The organism is Streptomyces sp. NBC_00414 (genome assembly GCF_036038375.1).
Lineage (GTDB): Bacteria > Actinomycetota > Actinomycetes > Streptomycetales > Streptomycetaceae > Streptomyces.
This window is the reverse complement of record NZ_CP107935.1, coordinates 7395068-7417546: the sequence shown is the minus strand read 5'-3', so window position 1 is coordinate 7417546 and position 22479 is coordinate 7395068. Positions and strand designations below refer to the sequence as shown.

Genomic DNA, 22479 nt, shown 5'->3' with positions numbered 1-22479 from the left:
GGTCCCCTTCAGGATAGGCAGGGAATCGCCCCCGTGAAACCCGCCCCTCTGCGCCAATTCGCCAACCGGAACCCGCCATGGCTTTCCGATCCACTGAGGCGTAGATTCCCCAGCGACCGGCCCGTCATGCCGGACGGCCTCCCCCGATCATACGGCTCCGAGCGCCCGATCGGGGGGCCTGTGGCGTACTCCATCTGCTGTCGCGCCCCTGATCAGCGGTGCGACGCGGGTGGCGGCTCACCCCTCGGTGGACTCCCGTGTCACACCGAGCACATGAAGCTGCGTGGCAACAGAGTGGAAGGCGGCGAGTTCGGCGGCCGCGGCCTCCAGTTTCAGCAGGGCTTCCAGGGCACCCGGCTCGGTGTCCACGAGGACCCCCGGGACCAGGTCGGCGAAGACCCGTACGCCGTGCACGGCACCGACTCTCAGGCCCGCGCCCTCGACCAGGGCGGTGAGCTGATCGGCCGTGAAGCGGTGGGGAACGGGATCACCCTCACCCCAGCGGCCGTCCGGGTCACTCAGGGCATGGCGGGCCTCCGTGAAGTGTCCTGCGAGGGCCCGTGCGAGCACGGCGCCGCCCAGTCCGGCGGCGAGCAGGCTGAGGACGCCCTCGGGGCGCAGCGCGCCGACCGCGTTGCGCAGGCCCTCGGCGGGGTCGTCCATGTACTCAAGGACGCCGTGGCACAGCACCGCGTCGTGGCCGCCGCGCTCGACGACGTCGAAGAGGCCGTGCGCGTCGCCCTGGACGCCCCGGACGCGGTCGGCGACGTCGGCCTCGGCGGCCCGGCGCTCCAGCGCGAACAGCGCGTTCGGGCTGGGGTCCACGACGGTGACGCGGTGGCCGAGGCGGGCCACGGGCACCGCGAAGTTGCCGCTGCCGCCTCCTGTGTCGAGCACGTCCAGCGACTCCCGGCCCGTGGCCTTGACCCGGCGGTCTAGAGCGTCCTTCAGAACGTCCCAGACCACGGCGGTACGGAGAGAAGCGCGGGGACGAGAGGGGTCGGAGCGCAGCGACGTCGGTTGAGGGCGACGGTGGGAGGCGGGCGGGCGCATCGGGTCCGACACGGCAGTTGACTCCTCGGCGCGGCACCGCCTCGGTACGGCGGAGCGATCGGGATGTCTCCCCCGCCCTGTCCGGCGCCGGGGAGATTCAGGCGTCCCCAACCCTATTGCCTCACGCCCGCTGCCCGGCCCCCCGTCTCGCGCGCCGGACGGACGGCGGTGTCGGGGCCCCGGGCGCCGTCACCCCACGTCCGGCACGTCCTGTATCCCTCGGGCGTCCAGGGCGTCCGGTGGGAGCCGGGTCTCCTGGCCGCCCCGGTCGCCCTCGTGCCGCGGCTGGGGCAGGACCGGCTGGAGCACCAGCATGCGCTCGACGAGGCGGAGGAACATCGCCACGTCACGCAGCAGGTCGTCGGCGTCGCGGCTGGTGGCGGCGCCCTGGATACCGGCCTCCGCGCGAGCGCGGCGGCGGGCGCCCGAGGCGAACAGCACGCTCCACTCCGCGAGTTCGGGCGCTATCTCGGGCAGCACTTCCCAGGCGCTCCGGATCTTGGCCCGGCGCCTCTCGCTCGTCTCGGGCCGGCCGCGGGCGGCGAGCACGGCGGCGGCGGTGCGCAGGGCGGCCAGGTGGGCCGTCGCGTACCGGTCGTTGGGCATTTCCAGCAGGGCCGCCTCGTCGAGTCCGGCGCGGGCCTGGGCGAGCAGATCGAGGGCGGCGGGTGGGGCCGTGGCGCGGCGGAGCACGGGGTGCACGTCGCTCGCCGGTCCGGTCAGTGAGGGGGCAGGGCCGGTGGCGCGGCGCCGACGGGCGGCGGCTGCGGAAGAACTGGCCATGACGAACCTCCGGTCGTCTGTGTGACAGCACGCCCCCGACGGGGAGTGCCGTATGTGCCTATCGTGCGGTATGCCACTGACAATCCGTTCTGACCTGGGCTTTTGCTTCACTCACAGGTTCGGAGTAGTTTTTGCACTGACCAGTCAGTTCAAAAATATTACGGCTCAACCGGTTCAAGGATCCGGAGGGTGGGGGAAGTTGTGGACGGTCCGCACGGACTCGGCGTCACGGCCGAGGACTTCGGGCTCAAGGGGCCTCGCGGCTGGGCGTTCCGCGGCGTGGACGTCGACGCGGAGCCCGGCTCGCTGATCGCGATCGAGGGGCCCTCGGGCTCCGGCCGTACCTGCCTGCTGATGGCCCTCACCGGGCGGATGAAGCCCACCGAGGGACACGCGCGAGTGGGTCGGTCCGAGCTGCCGAAGCAGATGGCGGCGGTCCGCCGGTGCAGCGCGCTGGCCCATGTGCCCGGCGTCACCGACCTGGAACCCGCCCTGTCCGTCGCCGAGCACCTCCGGGAGCGTGCGCTGCTCCAGCGGCGGTTCGGCGGCCCCGTACGCGGGCTGCTGCGGCCCCGCCGGGAGCGGCTGACGGAGGCTCGGCTGCGGGTCGACAGCGCGCTGGCCGCCGCCGGGCTCGACCGGGAGGCGCTGCCCAAGGGCTCCAGGACCGCCGTCCGCGACCTGGAACGCCTGGAGGCGCTGCGACTGTCGGTGGCCCTCGCCCTGATCGGCCGCCCCCGGCTGCTCGGCATCGACGACACCGACCTGAAGCTCTCGGACGCCGAACGGACCGAGGTCTGGGCGCTGCTGCGCTCGCTGACCGAGGCCGGGACCACGGTCGTGGCCGTGTGCAGCGAGGCCCCCGAGGACGCGGTCGTGGTGTCCACGGCATCCGCCGACACACCGGCCCACGACCGGGACCGGCACGACGACCACGACGACGACAAGGAGACGGTGGATGCGCTCGCCGAAACTGGCCGCGCTTGAGCTCAGGCGCTTCGGCAGGGGCAGGCTCCCGCGTGCGGCGCTGGCCGCGCTCCTGCTGCTGCCCCTGCTGTACGGCGCCCTCTACCTGTGGTCGTTCTGGGACCCTTACGGCCGTCTGGACCGCATCCCCGTGGCGCTGGTGAACGACGACCGGGGAGCCACCGCCGCCGACAAGAAGATCGTGCTGGGCGACGAGATCACCAAGGGGCTGCACAGGAGCGACACGTTCGAGTGGCACGAGGTGAGCGCCGCCGAGGCCCGCGAGGGTGTCGAGAACGGCGATTACTACCTGTCGCTGACCATGCCGACCGACTTCAGCAGGAGGATCGCCTCCAGCTCGGGCGACTCCCCGGAGACGGGCGCCCTCCAGGTGCGTACGAACGACGCGAACAACTACATCGTCGGGCAGATCTCGCGGACGGTGTTCAGCGAGGTGCGCACGGCCGCCTCGACCAAGGCGTCCCGGTCGTTCCTCGACAAGATCTACGTGTCGTTCTCCGACATCCACGGGAAGACCGAGAAGGCCGCCGAGGGGGCCGACACCCTCAAGGGCGGGATCGGGAAGGCCAAGAAGGGCTCCAAGGACCTCGCGGACGGCCTCGCGGACGCCGAGAGGGGCAGCGGCAAGCTCTCCGCCGGTCTGAAGAAGCTCGACACGGGCGCGGGCGACCTGGAGGACGGGTCGCGGCAGGTCTCCGAGGGCACGCAGACCCTCGCGGACAAGGTCAACGGCGTCGCGGACAACGTGGGGCCCTTCCTGAAGGGCAACGAGAAGGAGATCGGCGACACCGCCCGGCTCGTCGCGGACTCCGCCTCGGCGATCCGCGGCAACCTCGACACGCTGGCGAAGACGGCTCCCGCCGCCGCCAAGGGGGCGCACACCGCCTCCGACACGCTGAACGGCGTCTACAAGGCGCGCTGCGAGGACCAGGACCTGCCACTGCCCGACGCCGCCTGTCCGGACCTGAAGAAGGCCAGGGACGCGGCCGTCGACGTGGCGAAGGTCGCCGACGACGTCGACACGCTGGTGGCCGACCAGAACGGCGATCTGACCTCGCTCGACAAGCACCTGGCCACCCTGGAGAAGCAGGCCCGGGCGCTGGCCGGCCGCTCGCCGCACCTGTCCGAGGACCTCGCCACGTCCGTCGCGAAGATCAACGAGCTCAACAAGGGGGCCGGGAAGGTCGCCAAGGGTGCCAAGACCCTGCACACGGGCCTCGGCACGGCCGAGAAGGGCGCCACCGACCTCGACAGCGGGATCGGCAGGCTCGGGACGGGCGCGAACGACCTCGAAGGGGGCATGTACAAGCTCGTCGACGGCTCGGGGAAGCTCGCCGGCGGGCTCCACGACGGCGCCGGAAAGATCCCGGACTACGACAAGAAGGACCGCGACCGGCGCACCGAGGTCATGGCCGACCCCGTACAGCTCGCTTCGAAGGACCTGCACAAGGCACCCAACTACGGCACCGGTTTCGCCCCGTACTTCATTCCGCTGTCCCTGTGGGTGGGCGCGATGGTCGCCTACATGCTGATCCCGCCGCTCAACCGGCGCGCGCTCGCCGCGGGCGCTCCCGCCTGGCGGATCGCGCTGGCGGGCTGGCTGCCGGTGGCCGCCCTGGGAGTGCTCCAGACGGTCGCGCTGATGTCCGTACTGCACTGGGCGATCGGCCTGGAGGCGGTACGGGCGACCGGGACGGTGGCCTTCCTGTTCCTGGTGACGGGCTGCTTCTCGGCGATCGTGCAGTGGCTGAACGCGCGCTTCGGAGCGGCCGGCCGCATCCTCGTCCTCGCGCTCCTGATGCTCCAGCTGACCTCGGCCGGCGGCACGTACCCCGTGCAGACCAGCCCGGCCCTCTTCAACGCGATCCACCCCTTCATGCCGATGAGTCACGTCGTCGACGCCCTGCGCAGGCTCATCACGGGCGGCGGTCTGGGGCCGGTCTGGCAGGCGTGCGCCGTCCTCACCGCGTTCACCCTGGGAGCCCTCGCGCTCACCGCGGTGTCCGCCCGGCGACGGCAGGTGTGGACCCTGGACCGGCTGCACCCGGAGCTGAGCCTGTGACAATCGGGGCCATGGAAAGCAGCAGGACGGTGGACAGCGGCGGCGGCCGGCGGCAGGCGACCCGGCAGAAGCTCTACGAGGCGGCGGTGACCCTCATCGCCGAGCAGGGCTTCTCGGCCACCACCGTGGACGAGATCGCCGAGCGTGCCGGAGTGGCGAAGGGCACGGTCTACTACAACTTCGCGAGCAAGTCGGTCCTCTTCGAGGAGTTGCTCCGGCACGGGGTGGGACTGCTCACCGCCTCGCTGCGGGAGGCGGTCGACAAGACCGACGAGGAGGGCGGCAGCAGGGTCGACGCGCTGGACGCGATGATCCGCGCGGGCCTGGTCTTCATCGGCCGCTACCCGTCCTTCACCCAGCTGTACGTGGCGGAGCTGTGGCGCACCAACCGGGCCTGGCAGTCCACGCTGATGGTGGTCAGGCAGGAGGCCGTCGCGGTCGTCGAGGACGTCCTGCGCGACGGGATCGCGAACGGCGAGCTGAGCGACGAGATCGACACCCCGCTGACGGCGGCGGCGCTGGTCGGCATGGTGCTGGTGGCGGCCCTGGACTGGCTGGCGTTCCAGCCGCAGCGCTCCCTGGACGACGTCCACGCGGCGCTGTCCCTGCTGCTCCAGGGACGGGTCGGCGGGGAACGCCTCGGGAACAGCGGACGCAGCGGACACAGCGGACACAGGTGACGACAGTAGGTACAGGTGAGCGCCGGTCCGAAGTGGCCGCGTCCCCCGCGGGCCACGCCTGACCGGCGCCCCTCCTGTACTTCCCCCCGTGCATCCCCCAGTGGTCCCCGACGGCTACCCCGTTCCGGTCTCCCTCGGGCCCCCGTGCCTCGCTCCCGCCGAGTGATCGGCGGAAGGAGCGGTAGAGGGCGCCGCGCCGTTCCGCCGCCCCGTGTCGGCGGTGCCGGAGCCGCGCCCCTTTCCGTGTCACCACTCTCTCGTTCGCGCAGGTGGGAGCCCATCCGCGCGCGTACTCAACTCACTCACTAGGTACGCGTACCTAGCCCTGGGCACTCATGCCCAGGACGCGCCGTTGCCGAGTGGTTACGATCGCGTCCGTGTCCGTACTCCCCCTGGTGTTCACCAGCGGCTGGGCCAGCGGTGTCAACGCGTACGCGGTGGTGCTGCTCCTCGGCCTCTTCGGCGCGACCGGACTGACCGACGAGGTCCCCGAGTCGCTGCAGCGTCCCGAGGTCCTCGTCGTGGCCGGCGTCCTGTTCGTCTGCGAGGCCGTCGCCGACAAGATCCCGTACGTGGACTCGGTGTGGGACACCGTGCACACCCTGATCCGCCCGGTGTCGGGGGCCGTCGTCGCGGCGCTGCTCGCCGGGCAGAGCGGTTCGCTGTCCGAGCTGGCGGCCGGGGCGATCGGCGGCTCGTCGGCGCTGGCCAGCCATACCGTCAAGGCCGGGACGCGGATGGCGATCAACACCTCGCCCGAGCCGTTCAGCAACGTCGTGATGAGCACCGCCGAGGATCTCGGGGTCGCCGGGATCCTGACCTTCGCGATGTTCCACCCCGAGGCCGCGGCGATCATCGCGGCCGTCCTGCTGCTGGCCGGTCTGCTGGTGCTCTACTTCCTGATCTCGCGGATCAGACGGTTCCTGCGGCGCAGGGCCCAGCGCCGGGAGGAGAAGAGGCTGGCGGACCGGAGCCGGCCCCCACCGCCCGGCTGACCTCCGCGGACGGGCGGCCCTGACGGTCCCCGGGCCCACGGGGCCGCGGCCCCGCTGTCAGTGGCGGCCGATAAGGTCCCTGGCATGGCACGGATTGCGGTGATCGGCGCCGGGATGGGCGCGATGGCATCCGCTGCCCGGCTGGCCGTCGCGGGCCACCGGGTGGCGGTGTACGAGCGGGCGCGGACGTACGGCGGAGCGGTGGGCCGCTTCGAGCGCGACGGCTTCGCCTTCGACACGGGGCCCGGACTGCTCCAGCTGCCCGCGGTCCACCGCGACCTGTTCGTCAAGACCGGCAAGGAACCCCTGGAGGCGTGCGTCGACCTGGTCCAGGTCGACCCGGCGGCACGGCACGTCTTCGCCGACGGCACGGAGGTCGCACTGCCCAACGCCTCGCGCGCGGGGGCCGTCTCGGCCCTGGACGGGGCCCTGGGCGCCGGTGCGGGTGAGCGCTGGGGCGACTTCCTGGTCCGGGCCCGCGAGGCCTGGGACCGGACCCGCAGGCCCCTCCTGGAGGAGCCGCTGTGGCCCGACTGGCAGGTGCTGGGCGAGCGCGAGCCCTACCCGGCGCTGCGGCAGCGGCGCCTGCTGCGCACGCGGACGGCGGCCCGGCTCGCGGAGGTCGGCGCCTGGGAGCTGGGCGACCCCCGCCTCGCCGCCCTCCTGGAGAGCCATGCGCTGGCGTACGGCCTCGACCCGGACACGGCCCCGGCGAGCGCGGCCGTCCTGCCGTACATGGAGCACGCCTTCGGCGCGTGGTACGTGCGCGGCGGGATCCGCGAGCTGGCGCGGGCCGTGTACGAGCGGTGCGTGGCCCGCCGGGTGGAGTTCACCTTCGGGGCCGAGGTCGTCTCGGTCACCGAGAAGGACGGCCGGGCGTCCGGTGTGGAGCTGCGCGACGGGACCGTCGTCGAGGCGGACTTCGTGGTGGGCGGCCCGCCGGAGCTGCTGAAGAGCCTGACGGGCCGCGACGACGTGTACGCGGGCGGGGCACCCGGGCCGCGTCCCGGATCCCTGTCCTGCGGCAAGGCCGTGGTCTGCCTCGCGCTGCGCGGCCCGCGCGAGACGGGGGCCGCGCACCGCACGGTCGTGCACACGGCGGACCGGGCCGAGGAGTTGGGCCACATCTTCGGGACGGGTGCGGCGCCGCCGCGGCCCACCGTGTGGGTGGACCGTCCGGACGATCCGCTGCTGCGCCCGGACGACGCCCACGAGTCCGTGGTGCTCACGGCGACGGTGCCGTCCCTGGCGCACTGCGACTGGGCCGCGGCCGGTGCCGCCGACGCCTTCGCGGACCGTATGGTCGCCGCCGCGGAGCGGGCCGTGCCCGAGCTGCGCGAGCGCCTGCTGTGGCGCGAGGTCCGGACGCCGCTGCACACGGAGCGGGAGACCGGGGCCACGGGCGGCGGTGTGCCGGCCCCCGCGCTGGCAGGCGACGGCGGCACCCGGCTGCGGCCGGCGAACGCCACCCGCGTGCCGGGCCTGTTCGCGGTCGGCGGCTGGGCGCACCCCGGCGGCGGGCTTCCGCACGCGGGCATGTCCGGCGCGCTGGTCGCCGGACTCATCGTGGAGGGGCCGGACTTCCGGGGTTCGCAGTGACGCCGACGCCCGCGGTGACGTCCGCGGGGCGGTACCGGCGCCGCTGTCAGTACCGGTACTGCTGCTCGTCGTACCCGCCCTGCTGCTGACCGTTGCCCTCGTACGGATACGGCTGCTCGGGCGGGAGTTCGCCTCCGTACGGGTCCTCGGTGTTCCGCTGCTGCGGCACCCAGACACCGCCGGGCGGAGTGTTCTCGCCGCCGTAGGCGCCGGCGGCGTACTGGTCCTGCGTGTAGTCCTGCTGCCCTTGCTGGTCCTGCTGCCCGTACTGCTGCTGTCCGGTGTCGTAGGACTGGCCGTAGGAGCCCGCGTCGTAGGACTGCGAGCCGATGTACGGATCGGAGTAGGCCGCGTACTGCTGCTGCTGTCCGGTGTCGTAGCCGTACTGCTGCTGGTCGTAGCCCGAGTAGCCGTCGTACCCGTAGTTCTGGGCGAACTGGTCCTGGGACTGGCCCTGCTCCGCCGCCTGCGCCTGGGCCTGCGCGGAGGCCGCGTACGCGGCGTCGGTGGCCGCGGCGTAGGCGGCTTCGCTGTAGACGCCGTACTGGCCGGTGTCGTCGGGCAGCGGCTGCGGCTCGTAGACGGCGGTGGACTCGGCGGCGTTCTCGGGGCGCTGTCCGAAGACCGAGTCGTCGCGTCCGAAGACGTCGTCCCCGCCGAAGCTCTCGCCGCGGCCGAAGTCGTCGTGAGGATACGTTCCGCTCTGCGCGGCCTGGAGGTCCGTGACCTCCAACGTGGGGTCCTTGCGCTCGGGTTCGCCGCGACGGCGCTTGTTGAGCCCCGGGCGTCCGGCGACGGCCCAGCCGGACGCGAAGCCACTGCGGAACGACAGCGTGACGTACGTCTGGCCGACGGCGAAGGCGGCAGCGCCCAGACCGATGACCGGCACCGACGGGATCAGGACACCGATGACCACCCCGAGGAAGCCGCCGAAGGCCAGCAGCCGCCAGCGCAGCCGCGCCTTGTACTGCAGCAGCACCTCGCCGAGCAGCCACAGCGCGACAATGCCGAACGCGATGTAGAGGACCGTCCAGCCCATGTACGCCCCTCTCCCAGGTGGCCGCTACGCAGTGTGTCGTACGACGATGCGACCGGTCTAGGCCTGCTGTGGGTGATGCAGGCCCAGGTTCTCGTAGATTTCCAGCGTCGCGGTGGAGTTGTTCAGCGTAATGAAATGCAGTCCGGGGACTCCCTCGGCCAGCAGCCTCGCGCAGAACTCCGTGGCGAACTCGATGCCAATGGAGCGTACAGCCGCCGGATCGTCTTTGGCTGTGACGATCCGCTCTTTCAGGGCATCCGGGAACGAGGCATTGCTGAGTTGTGGCAATCGCTCCAACATCTTCACGCTGGTGACCGGCATGACCTCGGGGATGACCGGCGTGCTGCAGCCCGCCGCGTCGACCCGGTCACGCAGGCGCAGGTACGCGTCCGGCTGGAAGAACATCTGGGTGATCGCGTAGTCGGCGCCGGCCCGGCATTTGTCGACGAAGTTCGCCACGTCCGCGTCCCAGTCCGCGGAGCGCGGGTGCATCTCCGGGAAGGCCGCGACGCCCACGCAGAAATCGCCGGACTCCTTGATGAGCTGGACCAGTTCGGCCGCGTACGTGAGGCCCTGGGGGTGCGGCACCCAGTCGGCCATCGGGTCGCCGGGCGGGTCGCCGCGCACGGCGAGCATGTTCCGGATCCCGGCGTCCGCGTACTGGCCGATGATGTTGCGCAGTTCCGCGATGGAGTGGTCGACGGCGGTCAGGTGGGCGACCGGGGTGAGCGTCGTGTCGGCGACGATCCGCTCCGTCGCCTTGACCGTACCGGCGCGGGTGGTGCCGCCAGCGCCGTACGTCACGGAGACGAAGCTGGGGGCGACCGCCTCGACCCTGCGCAGCGCGTTCCACAGGTTCCGCTCGCCTTTTTCGGTCTTCGGCGCCCAGAACTCGAACGAGAAGGTCGTCTTGCCGGTCGCGAGCATGTCGCGCACGGTGCGTGCGCGGTCAGTCCTGGTGGAAGCAGATCCGAGGGCCATACCCGCAGGTTAGCCAGGGGGAGACGGTCCCCCAACCGGACGTGGGAGATTTGCCCCAATTGTCGACTTGTTGTCCACTCCTCGGACAACCGGGACTCAAGCGAACCTCCGGTGGCGAACCTCCGGTCAGGCCGCCCGCAGCCGCTTGGCGAACTCCGCCGCCGCCGCGCCGGGGTCGTCGGCCTCGGTGATCGCCCGTACGACGACGACACGGCGGGCGCCCGCTTCGAGCACCTCGTCGAGGTTGCCGAGGTCGATGCCGCCGATGGCGAACCAGGGGCGGTCCGTGGCGAGCGCGGCCGTGTGCCGGACCAGGTCGAGGCCCGGCGCGTGGCGCCCCGGCTTGGTGGGGGTGGGCCAGCAGGGTCCCGTGCAGAAGTAGTCCACGCCGTCCTGGACCGCGGCGGCCGAGGCCTCCGGTCCGGCGTGCGTGGAGCGGCCGATCAGTACCTCGTCGCCGAGGATCGCCCGGGCCGCGGGGACGGGGAGGTCTCCCTGGCCGAGGTGCAGGACGTCCGCTCCGACGGCGTGGGCGACGTCGGCCCGGTCGTTCACCGCGAGCAGCTTGCCGTGCCTGCGGCAGGCTTCCGCGAGGACGGCGAGGTGGTCGAGCTCCTCGGCCGCCTCCATGCCCTTGTCCCGGAGCTGCACGATGTCCACGCCGCCCGCGAGGACCGCGTCCAGGAAGCCGGCGAGGTCGCCCTGGCGCCTGCGGGCGTCCGTGCAGAGGTAGACCCTGGCGTCGGCGAGCTGCGCGCGTGCGGTGGTTTCGGGCATGCGTGGGTCCCCCGTGTCGTGTCGGTGGCGTACGGGCCGCCGGGCCCGGCGGCCCTGGGTTCGCGGCCCGCGGCCCGTACGCCGTGCGGCGTGATCAGGTCAGACGGCGAGCGCCTGGGCGCGGCGCTTCACCTCCGTGCCGCGATTCTCGCTCAGAGCCTGCGCGGGGGTGCCGGGCAGGCTCTCGTCGGGAGTGAAGAGCCACTCAAGCATCTCTTCGTCGTTGTAGCCGTCGTCCCGCAGGAGCGTCAGGGTGCCTGCGAGGCCCTTGACGACCTTCTGTTCGTCCACGTCGATGAAAGCGGCGGGGACGTGCAGCGCGCGGTTCTCACCACGGCGTACGGCGATCAGCTGGCCTTCCCTGACCAGCTGCCGGACGCGCGTCACCTCGACGCCGAACTTTTCGGCGATGTCGGGGAGGGTGAGCCAGGCGGGGACGAGAGCATCGATCTTTGCGTCAATCTCGGTCACGGGTACAAGCCTGCCATCTCCCACTGACACCCGGTACCCGGGTCCGTCGACCGGGTCACGCGGTTGTCCGCCGGCCGGGCGGGGCGGTTGGTGGGGGTGGGCCCGCGAGGGCTTGCCGCGCCGTTCCCCGCGCACCTCGTAGGGCGGCGCCCGCCAGGTGGATCGCGGCCCCGGACCGCCCGTGGCAGGTTGCGCCGTTCCCCGCGCCCCTTTGCGGGGTGTCCGTCACGTGGGTCGGCGGGTGCGGGTCGTCCGTGGCCGAGCGCGCCGTTCCCCGCGCCCCTGACGGGGGTCGGCGGCGGCCCCGCGAGGGGCGGGGGAACCGCGCGGCCGGCCCCACCGGGCCGCACCCGGCGGAACCGCCTCCACCGCGGAGCGCTGCCCCCTCCCCGCGGAAGCGCCCCCGCTAGACCGTCGCCCCCTTCAGTGGGCGGCCCGGGTCCGACAGGAGGGTGGGGTCCAGGTGGGCTGCCGACTCGATCAGGCGTCGGCCCTGGGCCAGGTCACGGGGTCTGCCCACCGCCAGGACCGCGACCAGGCGGCCGTCCCGGAGCCAGCACACGGACCAGGAGGGGCCGGTCGGGTCGCCCCGCCACACCAGCGCGTCCGCGGCCCCGTGATGCCCCGCGTACTGCACGAAGCGCCCGAACTGCTCCGACCAGAAGTAGGGCACCGGGTCGTACGGCGCGGGCGTCTCCCCCACGATGTTCGCCGCGACCGTGCGCGGACCCTGGAGCGCGTTGTCCCAGTGGTGGACCAGCAGACGCTCGCCGTAGCGGCCCGACGGGAACGAGGCGCAGTCGCCGACCGCGTACACGTCCGGGAGCGAGGTGCGCAGGTGGTCGTCCGCGACGATCTCCCGGTGGACGCCGAGTTCGATGCCCGAGCCGGCGAGCCAGCCCGTCGCGGGCCGCGCCCCGATGCCGACGACGACGGCCCCGGCGGGCAGCCGCGAACCGTCGTCGAGCACCACCGCGCCCGGCTCGACGCGCTCCACGCGCGCGTGGGTGCGCAGCGACGCCCCGCTGTCCGCGTACCAGGCGGCCATGGGCGCGGCCACCTCGGCGGGCAGCGCGCCCACGAGCGGCCGGTCGGCGGCCTCGACGACGGTCACCGCGCACCCCGCCTCGCGGGCCGCGGTGGCGAACTCCGCGCCGATCCAGCCCGCGCCCACCACCACGATGTCATGCTGCCGGGCGAGGACGGGGCGCAGCCGCTCGGCGTCGTCGAGGGTGCGCAGCAGATGGACGCCGGGTACGCCGTCGGCGCCGGGCAGCCGGACGGGTTCCGCTCCCGTGGCGACGACCAGGACGTCGTACGGCACGGGCCCCTCCGCGGTGTCGAGTTCGCGCCGGTCCGGGTGCACGCCGGTCACTTCGAGCCCGAGGCGCAGCTCCACGTCGAGGGTCTCGAAGTCGACGTCGAAGGCGGACCCCTCGGCCTTGCCGAGCAGTACGGCCTTGGACAGCGGCGGGCGGTCGTACGGCTGGTGGGGCTCCGCGCCGATCAGGGTCACGGTTCCGGGGAAGCCCTGCTCCCGCAGGGCGACGGCGGTCTGCACCCCCGCCATGCCCGCACCGACGATCACGACGCGCACGCGCGCCGCCGGGCCCGGTCCTCGTGTCAGCTCACTCACCAGGTCACCATAGACAGTCGGTGAAATCGTCGGTCAGGGGCGCGGTCGGTGAGCTGTTGCACAACGGCCCGTCACGGCGTCAGCTCTCGGTGACCTCTTCGACCACGCTCGTCCCGCCGCCCTCCTGGGACTCCCACTCCCAGGTCTCCGCCAGTCGCACCCGGCCGTCGGGGGTCTCGGTGATCCGGGACTCGCAGTGCCCGGAGGAGGTGGTGCCGTCCGTCTTCAGCTGTACGTACCGGAAGTCCAGGCGGTCGCCCGCGCGGGTGCCCACGAGGTGGCCGCGCACGACGTCGCCGCCCGCGTAGTCGGCCCAGATCGCGCCGTCCTTCTCGTGGTACGAGAAGCGGGTGCGCGTCCCCACCTGACCCGGTGCCTGGTCGGCCACGGGGGCGAGAACGAGTCCGTCGAGCGAGCGGGCCATGCCGTGAGGCTCCCTTACTGAGGTGCGGGGCGAAGAGCTAGGGTGGCCAACGTAAAGCACTCGCGGGAGCCCGGACGTACCGGGCTGAGAGGGAGGCTGGGACGGCCTCCGACCGTACGAACCTGATCCGGGTCATGCCGGCGAAGGGAGGGGCTGGACGCCCATGTCGCGTACACCGCAAGCACCTTCATCCGACGTCCTGGCCGTCGACGGCCGGGCTTCCGGTGGTCCGGCCTCCGGTGGTCCGGCCGCCGACGTCCTGGTCGTCGGGGGCGGGATCATCGGACTGGTGACCGCCTGGCGGGCCGCGCAGCGCGGGTTCACGACCGCGCTGGTGGACCCGGAGCCCGGCGGCGGCGCCGCGCAGGTCGCGGCCGGAATGCTGGCCGCCGTCACCGAGCTGCACTACGGCGAGGAGACCCTGCTCGGCCTCAACCTGGCCTCGGCGCGCCGCTATCCGGACTTCGTCGCGGAGCTGACCGAGGCGACCGGCGAGGACCTCGGCTACCGCCGGTGCGGCACGCTGACCGTCGCGCTCGACGCCGACGACCGCGCCCACCTGCGGGAACTGCACACCCTGCAGCACCGGTCGGGCCTGGAGTCGGAGTGGCTGAGCGGTCGCGAGTGCCGCCGCCTGGAGCCGATGCTCGCGCCCGGTGTGCGCGGCGGGCTGCGGGTCGACGGCGACCACCAGATCGATCCGCGGCGGCTCACCGCGGCCCTGGTGACGGCCTGCGAGCGGGCCGGGGTGGTCTTCCACCGGACGTGGGCCGAGCGGCTGACCGTCGTGCGGGGCCGGGCCGCCGGTGTCGTCACGACGGACGGCACCGAGCTGTCCGCGGGGCAGGTCGTCCTCGCCGCCGGCAGCCTCAGCGGGCGTCTCGCGGGTGTGCCCGAGCACGTACTGCCGCCGGTGCGTCCCGTGAAGGGGCAGGTGCTGCGGCTGGCCATGCCCGCCGTGCCGGAGCGGACCGCGCCCTTCCTGAGCCGGACGGTGCGTGCCATCGTCCGCGGCAGCCACGTCTACCTGGTGCCGCGCGAGAACGGCGAGCTCGTCGTCGGCGCGACCAGCGAGGAGCTGGGCTGGGACACCACGGTGACCGCGGGCGGCGTGTACGAGCTGCTGCGGGACGCCCACGAACTCGTCCCCGGCATCACCGAGCTGCCGCTCACCGAGACGCGCGCCGGACTGCGCCCGGGCTCCCCCGACAACGCGCCCCTGCTCGGCCCGACCGGGCTTCCCGGACTGCTCCTGGCGACCGGCCACCACCGCAACGGCGTGCTGCTCGCCCCGGTCACCGGCGACGCCCTGGCGCATGCCCTGACCACCGGTGAACTCCCGGACGAGGCCCGTCCGTTCACCCCCGGGCGGTTCGACGCCGCCGCACTCACGGAGCAGCCCGCATGAGCGTGACCGTCCTCGTCAACGGGGAGCGGCGGCAGTTCGCCGCCGACACCGCCCTCGACGCCCTCGTGGCCGCCCTCTGCGCGGCCCCCTCCGGTGTCGCCGCCGCGCTCAACGAGACCGTCGTCCCGCGCGCGCAGTGGCCCAGGACCCTCCTGCGCGAGGGAGACCGCGTCGAAGTGCTCACCGCCGTACAAGGAGGCTGACCCATGGCCGACGACCCCTTCGTCCTCGGCGGTACGTCCTTCACGTCCCGTCTGATCATGGGCACCGGCGGTGCCCCCAGCCTCGACGTCCTGGAGCGCTCGCTCGTCGCGTCCGGCACGGAGCTGACGACGGTCGCGATGCGGCGCGTGAGCCCCGGATCCCACGGCTCGGTCCTGTCCGTGCTCGACCGGCTCGGCATCCGCGTGCTGCCCAACACCGCGGGCTGTTTCACCGCCGGGGAGGCCGTCCTGACGGCCCGCCTCGCGCGTGAGGCGCTCGGCACGGACGTGGTCAAGCTGGAGGTCATCGCCGACGAGCGCACGCTGCTGCCCGACCCGATCGAGCTGCTCGACGCCGCCGAGACCCTCGTCGACGACGGCTTCACGGTCCTGCCGTACACGAACGACGACCCGGTGCTCGCGCGGAAGCTGGAGGACGTGGGCTGCGCCGCGGTCATGCCGCTCGGGTCGCCCATCGGGTCCGGGCTCGGCATCCGCAACCCGCACAACTTCCAGCTGATCGTGGAGCACGCGCGCGTGCCGGTGATCCTGGACGCGGGAGCGGGCACGGCGTCGGACGCGGCGCTCGCCATGGAGCTGGGGTGCGCCGGTGTGATGCTCGCCTCGGCCGTGACCCGGGCGCAGGAGCCCGTTCTCATGGCGGAGGGCATGCGGCACGCGGTCGAGGCCGGACGGCTCGCGTACCGGGCGGGGCGCATTCCGCGCCGCCACTTCGCCGAGGCCTCGTCCCCGTCGGACGGAATCGCACGACTCGACCCGGAACGCCCCGCTTTCTAAAGCTTCCTCACGCTTTCCGACCTTTGGCCGGAACGCGTGTCCGAATCCGTACAGAATCCACACCGGATCCGTTCGCCGTACCGTGCCGGTCGGCGTGCGAGGTCCGTCACAGCTCGGCTTCAGTACCGCCCCGGTATCGCCCGCACGGGCGGCTCCGTCAGTGGCGGCTCGTACACTCACCTGCGTGGATACGACCCTTCAAGACCCCTTGGTCGGGCATGTGCTCGACGGTCGGTATCGCGTCGACGCACGCATCGCGGTCGGCGGGATGGCCACGGTCTACCGGGCCGTGGACACCCGCCTGGACCGGGTGCTCGCGCTCAAGGTGATGCATCCGACCCTGGCGGCCGACGCCTCGTTCGTCGACCGTTTCATCCGCGAGGCCAAGTCGGTGGCCAGGCTCGCCCATCCGAACGTGGTGCAGGTCTTCGACCAGGGCACCGACGGCCCCTACGTCTATCTGGCGATGGAGTACGTGGCCGGATGCACCCTTCGCGACGTACTGCGTGAGCGCGGGGCGCTCCAGCCGCGGGCCGCGCTGGACATCCTGGAGCCGGTGCTCGCCGCGCTCGGCGCCGCGCACCGCGCCGGGTTCGTGCACCGCGACATGAAGCCGGAGAACGTCCTGATAGGGGACGACGGCCGGGTGAAGGTGGCGGACTTCGGCCTCGTACGAGCCGTGGACACGGTCACCCACACCACGGGGGCCATCCTGGGCACGGTGTCGTATCTCGCGCCGGAGCAGATAGAACACGGCACGGCCGACCCCCGCGTGGACGTGTACGCGTGCGGCATCCTCCTCTTCGAGATGCTCACCGGCGACCGGCCGCACTCGGGCGGCTCACCCGCCGCGGTGCTCTACAAGCACCTCCACGAGGACGTGCCCCCGGCGTCGGCACTGGTGCCCGGCCTGGCCTACGAACTCGACGAGCTGGTCACCTCGGCGACCGCGCGCAACCCCGGCGTCCGCCCGTACGACGCGGTGGCGCTGCTCGCACAGACCCTGGACGCGCGCGCCGCCCTGAGCGACGACCAGCTGGACGCCGTGCCCCCGGGGGCCGTCGCCACGGACCGCCCGGGCGGCGCCGACAACCGTACGAGCGTGATCCCGCGCTCGCTCTCGGTGCCCCGGCTGCCCCCGGTGAACGAGGACGACGCGGAGCTGAACCGCACCAGCTTCCTGCCGTCCCCGCCGCCCGAGCCCCCGCGGCGCGGGCGCACCATGACACCTCGCCGGGGCGTCCTCGCGATCGTCGCCGCGGTACTGCTGGTCCTCGGCCTCGGCGCGGGGGTCTGGTACATCAACTCCGGCCAGTTCACCGAGGTCCCTGCCGTCCTTGACAAGACGGAGGCGCAGGCCAGGAAGAACATAGAGGCCGCCGGGCTCGACGTGCGCACGACCAAGGCGTACAGCGACACGGTCAAGCTCGGCCGGGTCATCAGCACCGACCCGAAGCCCACCACCCGGATCCGCGACAACGGCTCCGTGACCCTGACCATCTCCAAGGGCCCGAACACCGTGCGCGTTCCGGACCTCACGGGCTTCAAGCTCGACAAGGCCAAGGATCGGCTGAAGAAGGAGGGGCTCGCGGCGGGCATGGTCACCGAGTCCTTCAGTGAAGACGTCACCGTGGGCTATGTGATCAGCACGAAGCCGGAGGCGGGCACCGAGCGCCGCGGCGGTTCGGCGATCGCGCTCGTCGTCAGCAAGGGCAGCCCGGTGGAGGTGCCCGACGTGCTCGGCGACGACGTGGACGACGCCAGGCAGGAGCTGGAGGACGCGGGTCTGACGGTCGAGGTCGTCCCCGGGCGGATCACCTCCGACTACGAGGCCGGCCAGGTGGCCAGGCAGTCGCCCGGCGCCGACAAGGATGTGGCGCGGGGTGCCACCATCAAGCTGACCGTGTCCAAGGGCCCGCCGCTGGTCGAGGTCCCGGACGTCGTGGGCGACAACGAGGACGACGCGCGGGAGGAGCTGGAGGCGGCCGGCTTCGAGGTCGATGTGGACCGGGACCTGCTCGACCTCTTCGGCGGCGACACGGTCAAGAGCCAGTCGACGGAGGGCGGCGAGACGGCGCCCAAGGGATCGAGGATCACCATCAAGGTCGGCTGAAAGCCGGACGCCCCGGGCCAGGGCGCCCGGCCCCGGGCGTCCGGAGCGAGGCGGCCGAGGCGAGGCGCATGAGCCGAAGCGCGTCAGGCAAGGCGCGTCAGGTGGGCACGTCAGGCGAGGCGCGTCAGGACATGGCCGCCGACCGGGCGTCCGGGGCCGCGTGACACCCTTGGCGGGTGAGCATCCAGCAGTCCCGCAACCCCGTCGGCAGCCATGTCCCCGTCGCCGGAGGCCTCGCCTCCGTAGGCCTCTCGTACGCGCGCGAGCTGGCCGCCGAGACCGTCCAGGTCTTCGTCGCCAACCCGCGCGGCTGGGCGACACCGCCCGGGAACCCGGCCCAGGACGAGGCCTTCCGCGCCGCCTGCGCCGCGGAGTCCATCCCCGCGTACGTCCACGCGCCCTACCTGATCAACTTCGGCTCGCACACCGAGGCGACCGTGGAGAAGTCGGTGGAGTCGCTGCGGCACTCACTGCGCCGGGGGCGGGCGATCGGGGCGCTGGGCGTGGTCGTGCACACGGGCTCGGCGACCGGCGGCCGGGAGCGCTCGGTGGCGCTGCGGCAGGTGCGCGAGTACCTGCTGCCGCTGCTCGACGAGCTGACCCACGACGACGACCCGTTCCTGCTGCTGGAGTCGACCGCCGGCCAGGGCTCCTCGCTCTGCTCGCGGACCTGGGACTTCGGACCGTACTTCGAGGCGCTCGACGCCCATCCGAAGCTGGGCGTCTGCCTGGACACGTGCCACATCTTCGCCGCGGGCCACGACCTCACCGGGCCCAGCGGGATGCACCAGACCCTCGATCTGCTGGTGGACACGGTCGGCGAGGGCCGCCTGAAGCTCATCCACGCCAACGACTCCAAGGACGTGGCGGGCGCCCACAAGGACCGTCACGAGAACATCGGCGCCGGCCACATCGGCGAGGACCCGTTCCGTGCCCTGATGACCCACCCCGCCACCGAGGGCGTACCGCTGGTCATCGAGACGCCCGGCGGCAAGGAGGGGCACGCGGCGGACGTGGAACGGCTGAAGAAGCTCAGGGACGGCTGAGGCGGCCCGGATCAGAGCTCGGGGCCGTCCCCGGGCTCCTCCTGGTAGGAGTAGCGCTGCTCACGCCAGGGGTCGCCGATGTTGTGATAGCCGCGCTCCTCCCAGAAGCCGCGGCGGTCGGCGGTCATGTACTCCACACCGCGAACCCATTTGGGGCCCTTCCAGGCGTACAGATGCGGCACGACCAGACGCAGCGGGAAGCCGTGCTCCGCGGTGAGCAGTTCGCCGTCCTTGTGGGTGGCGAAAATCGAGCGCTCGGACGCGAAGTCGTCGAGGCGCAGATTCGAACTGAAGCCGTACTCCGCCCAGACCATGACATGGGTGACGGCCGGTGCGGGCGGGGCGATCTCCAGGATCGTCCGGGCCGGCACGCCGCCCCACTCCGCGCCGATCATGCTGAACTTCGTGACGCAGTGCAGATCGGCCTCGACCGTCGCGTAGGGCAGGGCGGTGAACTCGTCGTGGGTCCAGCAGTGCTTCTCACTGTCGGCGGTGGCCCCGAAGATCCTGAACTCCCAGCGCTCGGGGCGGAACTTCGGTACGGGTCCGTAGTGCGTGACCGGCCAGCCCCGCTGCAGTCGCTGCCCCGGCGGAAGCTCCGACTGCCCTGCTTCTCCAGATTCACGACCCACCGGCTGACCCATGACTCCATCCTGACAGACCGGGGAAGGTGGACATGACCAGGTCCGTACCCCTCCGGTCAACTGCGACAAGTCGGACTAAGCCTGTACTTACTTACTAAGCATGCACTTACTGGACGATCTTCAACACCGGTGCAATCATGCGGCGCAACCCGCCAGTTCCCCCGCATGGAAGGAGCCTCTGCGATGCAGGGCGACCCCGAGGTTCTCGAATTCCTCAACGAGCAGCTGACCGCCGAGCTCACCGCGATCAACCAGTACTTCCTGCACGCGAAGATGCAGGAGAATTTCGGCTGGACGAAGCTCGCGAAGTACACGCGCTCCGAGTCGTTCGACGAGATGAAGCACGCGGAGCTGCTCACCGACCGCATCCTTTTCCTGGACGGCCTGCCGAACTACCAGCGGCTCTTCCACGTCCGGGTCGGACAGACGGTCACCGAGATGTTCCAGGCGGACCGCCAGGTCGAGGTCGAGGCGATCGACCGGCTCAGGCGCGGTATCGACGTGATGCGGGCCAAGGGCGATGTCACGTCCGCGAACATCTTCGAGTCGATCCTCGCCGACGAGGAGCACCACATCGACTATCTGGACACCCAGCTTGAGCTGGTGGAGAAGCTCGGCGAGGCGCTCTACATCGCGCAGCTCATCGAGCAGCCGGAGAGCTAGGGCCGCACCCGAAGGCGGCAGCCGCAGGGCGGGCCGGACCGGAGAGCCGGGGCCGGCCGGACTAGGCGGCCTCGTCCAGCCGTTCTTCCCGGCGTCCCGCTCGGGCTCCCGTTTCCGCCAGTGCGGGGATGTCCTGGCCCGCCGCTTCGCGGGCGGGAAGGGCGCCCCGGCCCAGCAGCGCCTGAATGCGCCGGACGCAGGATCCGCAGTCGGTGCCCGCCTTGCAGGCGGACGCGATCTGCCGGGGGGTGCAGGCACCGTCCGCCGCGTGCTTCTTCACCTGTGCCTCGGTCACTCCGAAGCAGTTGCAGACGAACACGCGGTTCCACCTCCCGACGGGATTCGTAGGTCGTGCCGTCCCGAAGATCGGTGAGGCTAACCTAACCTTACCCGCCGAGTCTGAGCCGCAAAAGTGCGATGGGGCGCGGATCGTATGTGATCCGCGCCCCAATACGCGTGCCGTACACGCGCCGGTAACAGCCGAAACGGCTGCTGATCTACTACTGGTCCCGGTACATCTCCGCCACCAGGAAGGCCAGGTCAAGCGACTGGCTGCGGTTCAGGCGGGGGTCGCAGGCCGTCTCGTAGCGCTGGTGCAGATCGTCGACGAAGATCTCGTCGCCGCCGCCCACGCACTCGGTGACGTCGTCACCGGTGAGTTCGACGTGGATGCCGCCCGGGTGGGTGCCGAGGCCCTTGTGGACCTCGAAGAAGCCCTTGACCTCGTCGAGCACGTCGTCGAAACGGCGCGTCTTGTGGCCGGAGGCCGCCTCGTAGGTGTTGCCGTGCATCGGGTCGGTGATCCAGGCGACGGTCGCGCCCGAGGCGGTGACCTTCTCGACCAGCTCGGGCAGCTTGTCGCGGACCTTGTCGGCGCCCATCCGGACGATGAAGGTCAGCCTGCCGGGCTCGCGGTCCGGGTCGAGCCGCTCGATGTACTGCAGCGCGTCCTCGGCCGTGGTCGTCGGGCCCAGCTTGATCCCGATCGGGTTGCGGATCTTCGAGGCGAACTCGATGTGCGCGCCGTCCAGCTGCCGGGTGCGCTCACCGATCCACACCATGTGGCCCGACACGTCGTACAGGTGCCCGGTGCGGGAGTCGACCCTGGTCAGCGCCGACTCGTAGTCGAGGAGCAGCGCCTCGTGGGAGGCGTAGAACTCGACGGTCTTGAACTCCTCCGGGTCGGCCCCGCAGGCGTTCATGAAGTGCAGCGCCTGGTCGATCTCGCGTGCCAGCTGCTCGTAGCGCTGACCGGACGGCGAGGTCCGCACGAAGTCCTGGTTCCAGGCGTGCACCTGGCGCAGGTCCGCGTAACCGCCGGTGGTGAAGGCGCGGACCAGGTTGAGCGTGGAGGCGGAGGCGTTGTACATCCGCTTCAGGCGCTCGGGGTCCGGGACCCGGGACTTATCGTCGAAGTCGAAGCCGTTGACCGAGTCGCCGCGGTACGTCGGCAGGGTCACGCCGTCGCGGGTCTCGGTGTTCTTGGAGCGCGGCTTGGAGTACTGGCCGGCGATACGGCCGACCTTCACGACCGGCACGGACGCCGCGTACGTGAGGACGGCACCCATCTGGAGCAGGGTCTTGAGCTTGTTGCGGATGTGGTCGGCGGACACGGCGTCGAAGGCCTCGGCGCAGTCGCCGCCCTGGAGAAGGAACGCCTCGCCCTTGGCGACTGCTCCCAACCGGGCGCGCAGCTGGTCGCACTCGCCGGCGAAGACGAGCGGCGGATACGACTCAAGGTCCGCGATCACTTCGCGCAGAGCCTCGGCATCGGGGTACTCGGGCTGCTGCGCCGCGGGAAGGTCTCGCCAGGTGTTGCCAGCGCTCGCGCTGGACTTAGCGTTCACGGTCACGGCGTCAACATTACGGGGTCGTGTCGGGCATCCCGCCACATGCTCATCAATTGAGACGGATCGCGCTCGATCGAAGCGCTGCGAACCGGCCACCGTGCCGGCCACCGTGTGACGGATCCGCCGCGGGGGCGGCACGGGGGCGGTGTGGGGTAGGGTGCGGCGCATGTTCGCGCACCCGACCCAGAACCAGAACTGGTGGTGGACCGCTCACCCGGCGGCCCACTGACTGCGCGTACGCAAGACTTCGCGAAGGCCGCCCGAGGG

General features: G+C 71.9%; 23 protein-coding genes and 1 riboswitch. Of the genes, 12 read left to right on the top strand and 11 right to left on the bottom strand.

What is annotated here, in order from left to right; all coding sequences use genetic code 11:
- Positions 1–237: 237 nt before the first annotated feature.
- Positions 238–1065: a class I SAM-dependent methyltransferase gene (locus OHS59_RS32240; protein ID WP_328496862.1), complete on the bottom strand. Its 828-nt coding sequence runs from the start codon at positions 1063–1065 to the stop codon at positions 238–240.
- Between the two features lie 177 nt (positions 1066–1242).
- Positions 1243–1836 carry an SAV_6107 family HEPN domain-containing protein gene (locus OHS59_RS32235; RefSeq protein ID WP_328496861.1) on the bottom strand — a complete coding sequence of 198 codons (594 nt, stop codon included), beginning with the start codon at positions 1834–1836 and terminating at the stop codon, positions 1243–1245.
- Positions 1837–2037: 201 nt separating this feature from the next.
- Between OHS59_RS32235 and OHS59_RS32230 the strand changes: the two genes are divergently transcribed.
- From OHS59_RS32230 to OHS59_RS32210, 5 genes are all read left to right on the top strand, one after another.
- Positions 2038–2823 (top strand): ATP-binding cassette domain-containing protein, encoded by a 786-nt coding sequence (locus OHS59_RS32230; protein ID WP_328499441.1) that lies wholly within the window; start codon positions 2038–2040, stop codon positions 2821–2823.
- Positions 2795–4885, top strand: coding sequence for a YhgE/Pip domain-containing protein (locus tag OHS59_RS32225; protein ID WP_328496860.1), 2091 nt, complete (start codon positions 2795–2797; stop codon positions 4883–4885). Before OHS59_RS32230 ends, OHS59_RS32225 begins: the two co-directional genes overlap by 29 nt.
- Before the next feature lie 11 nt (positions 4886–4896).
- On the top strand, positions 4897–5565 hold the full coding sequence (locus tag OHS59_RS32220) for a TetR/AcrR family transcriptional regulator (RefSeq protein WP_328496859.1): 669 nt from the start codon (positions 4897–4899) through the stop codon (positions 5563–5565).
- Positions 5566–5942: 377 nt separating this feature from the next.
- Positions 5943–6560, top strand: coding sequence for a DUF4126 domain-containing protein (locus tag OHS59_RS32215; RefSeq protein WP_328496858.1), 618 nt, complete (start codon positions 5943–5945; stop codon positions 6558–6560).
- An 84-nt stretch (positions 6561–6644) separates the two neighbouring features.
- Positions 6645–8159: a phytoene desaturase family protein gene (locus OHS59_RS32210; RefSeq protein ID WP_328496857.1), complete on the top strand. Its 1515-nt coding sequence runs from the start codon at positions 6645–6647 to the stop codon at positions 8157–8159.
- A 46-nt stretch (positions 8160–8205) separates the two neighbouring features.
- On the opposite strand, the gene OHS59_RS32205 is transcribed toward OHS59_RS32210, so the two are convergent.
- The 6 genes from OHS59_RS32205 to OHS59_RS32180 form a co-directional block, all read right to left on the bottom strand.
- Positions 8206–9198 (bottom strand): SCO2102 family sporulation regulator, encoded by a 993-nt coding sequence (locus tag OHS59_RS32205; RefSeq protein WP_328496856.1) that lies wholly within the window; start codon positions 9196–9198, stop codon positions 8206–8208.
- Between the two features lie 57 nt (positions 9199–9255).
- Positions 9256–10179 (bottom strand): methylenetetrahydrofolate reductase [NAD(P)H], encoded by a 924-nt coding sequence (gene metF, locus OHS59_RS32200; RefSeq protein ID WP_328496855.1) that lies wholly within the window; start codon positions 10177–10179, stop codon positions 9256–9258.
- A 126-nt stretch (positions 10180–10305) separates the two neighbouring features.
- On the bottom strand, positions 10306–10956 hold the full coding sequence (thiE, locus tag OHS59_RS32195) for a thiamine phosphate synthase (RefSeq protein ID WP_328496854.1): 651 nt from the start codon (positions 10954–10956) through the stop codon (positions 10306–10308).
- A gap of 99 nt (positions 10957–11055) precedes the next feature.
- Positions 11056–11427, bottom strand: a complete 372-nt coding sequence (locus OHS59_RS32190) for an Rv2175c family DNA-binding protein (RefSeq protein ID WP_107017464.1) — start codon at positions 11425–11427, stop codon at positions 11056–11058.
- Between the two features lie 406 nt (positions 11428–11833).
- A complete protein-coding gene (locus OHS59_RS32185; protein WP_443061534.1) occupies positions 11834–13063 on the bottom strand; it encodes an NAD(P)/FAD-dependent oxidoreductase in 1230 nt (409 codons plus the stop codon).
- Positions 13064–13142: 79 nt separating this feature from the next.
- Complete coding sequence (locus OHS59_RS32180; RefSeq protein WP_328496853.1) at positions 13143–13487, bottom strand: hypothetical protein; 345 nt, start codon at positions 13485–13487, stop codon at positions 13143–13145.
- 52 nt (positions 13488–13539) lie between these two features.
- Positions 13540–13653: riboswitch (TPP riboswitch) on the top strand.
- Here OHS59_RS32180 and thiO point away from each other — a divergent pair.
- From thiO to OHS59_RS32155, 5 genes are all read left to right on the top strand, one after another.
- Entirely contained in the window at positions 13651–14895 is a 1245-nt protein-coding gene (gene thiO / locus OHS59_RS32175; protein WP_328496852.1) for a glycine oxidase ThiO, read from the top strand. It overlaps the preceding riboswitch by 3 nt.
- Complete coding sequence (thiS, locus tag OHS59_RS32170; RefSeq protein WP_328496851.1) at positions 14892–15098, top strand: sulfur carrier protein ThiS; 207 nt, start codon at positions 14892–14894, stop codon at positions 15096–15098. The genes thiO and thiS overlap by 4 nt, the downstream gene beginning before the upstream one ends.
- 3 nt (positions 15099–15101) lie before the next feature.
- Positions 15102–15896 carry a thiazole synthase gene (locus tag OHS59_RS32165; protein WP_328496850.1) on the top strand — a complete coding sequence of 265 codons (795 nt, stop codon included), beginning with the start codon at positions 15102–15104 and terminating at the stop codon, positions 15894–15896.
- A gap of 184 nt (positions 15897–16080) precedes the next feature.
- On the top strand, positions 16081–18009 hold the full coding sequence (pknB, locus tag OHS59_RS32160) for a Stk1 family PASTA domain-containing Ser/Thr kinase (protein WP_328496849.1): 1929 nt from the start codon (positions 16081–16083) through the stop codon (positions 18007–18009).
- A 176-nt stretch (positions 18010–18185) separates the two neighbouring features.
- A complete protein-coding gene (locus OHS59_RS32155) occupies positions 18186–19055 on the top strand; it encodes a deoxyribonuclease IV (protein ID WP_328496848.1) in 870 nt (289 codons plus the stop codon).
- A gap of 11 nt (positions 19056–19066) precedes the next feature.
- Here the strand turns inward: OHS59_RS32155 and OHS59_RS32150 are convergent, their stop codons facing one another.
- On the bottom strand, positions 19067–19699 hold the full coding sequence (locus OHS59_RS32150; protein ID WP_328496847.1) for a sulfite oxidase-like oxidoreductase: 633 nt from the start codon (positions 19697–19699) through the stop codon (positions 19067–19069).
- A 183-nt stretch (positions 19700–19882) separates the two neighbouring features.
- Here OHS59_RS32150 and bfr point away from each other — a divergent pair, with 183 nt between their 5' ends.
- On the top strand, positions 19883–20362 hold the full coding sequence (gene bfr, locus OHS59_RS32145) for a bacterioferritin (protein ID WP_107017456.1): 480 nt from the start codon (positions 19883–19885) through the stop codon (positions 20360–20362).
- A gap of 61 nt (positions 20363–20423) precedes the next feature.
- On the opposite strand, the gene OHS59_RS32140 is transcribed toward bfr, so the two are convergent.
- Both OHS59_RS32140 and OHS59_RS32135 read right to left on the bottom strand, forming a co-directional pair.
- Complete coding sequence (locus tag OHS59_RS32140) at positions 20424–20681, bottom strand: (2Fe-2S)-binding protein (protein WP_328496846.1); 258 nt, start codon at positions 20679–20681, stop codon at positions 20424–20426.
- Between the two features lie 181 nt (positions 20682–20862).
- On the bottom strand, positions 20863–22215 hold the full coding sequence (locus OHS59_RS32135) for a class II 3-deoxy-7-phosphoheptulonate synthase (protein ID WP_328496845.1): 1353 nt from the start codon (positions 22213–22215) through the stop codon (positions 20863–20865).
- A 163-nt stretch (positions 22216–22378) separates the two neighbouring features.
- Here OHS59_RS32135 and OHS59_RS44625 point away from each other — a divergent pair, with 163 nt between their 5' ends.
- A complete protein-coding gene (locus OHS59_RS44625) occupies positions 22379–22441 on the top strand; it encodes a trp operon leader peptide (protein WP_152776879.1) in 63 nt (20 codons plus the stop codon).
- The last annotated feature ends 38 nt before the right edge of the window (positions 22442–22479 follow it).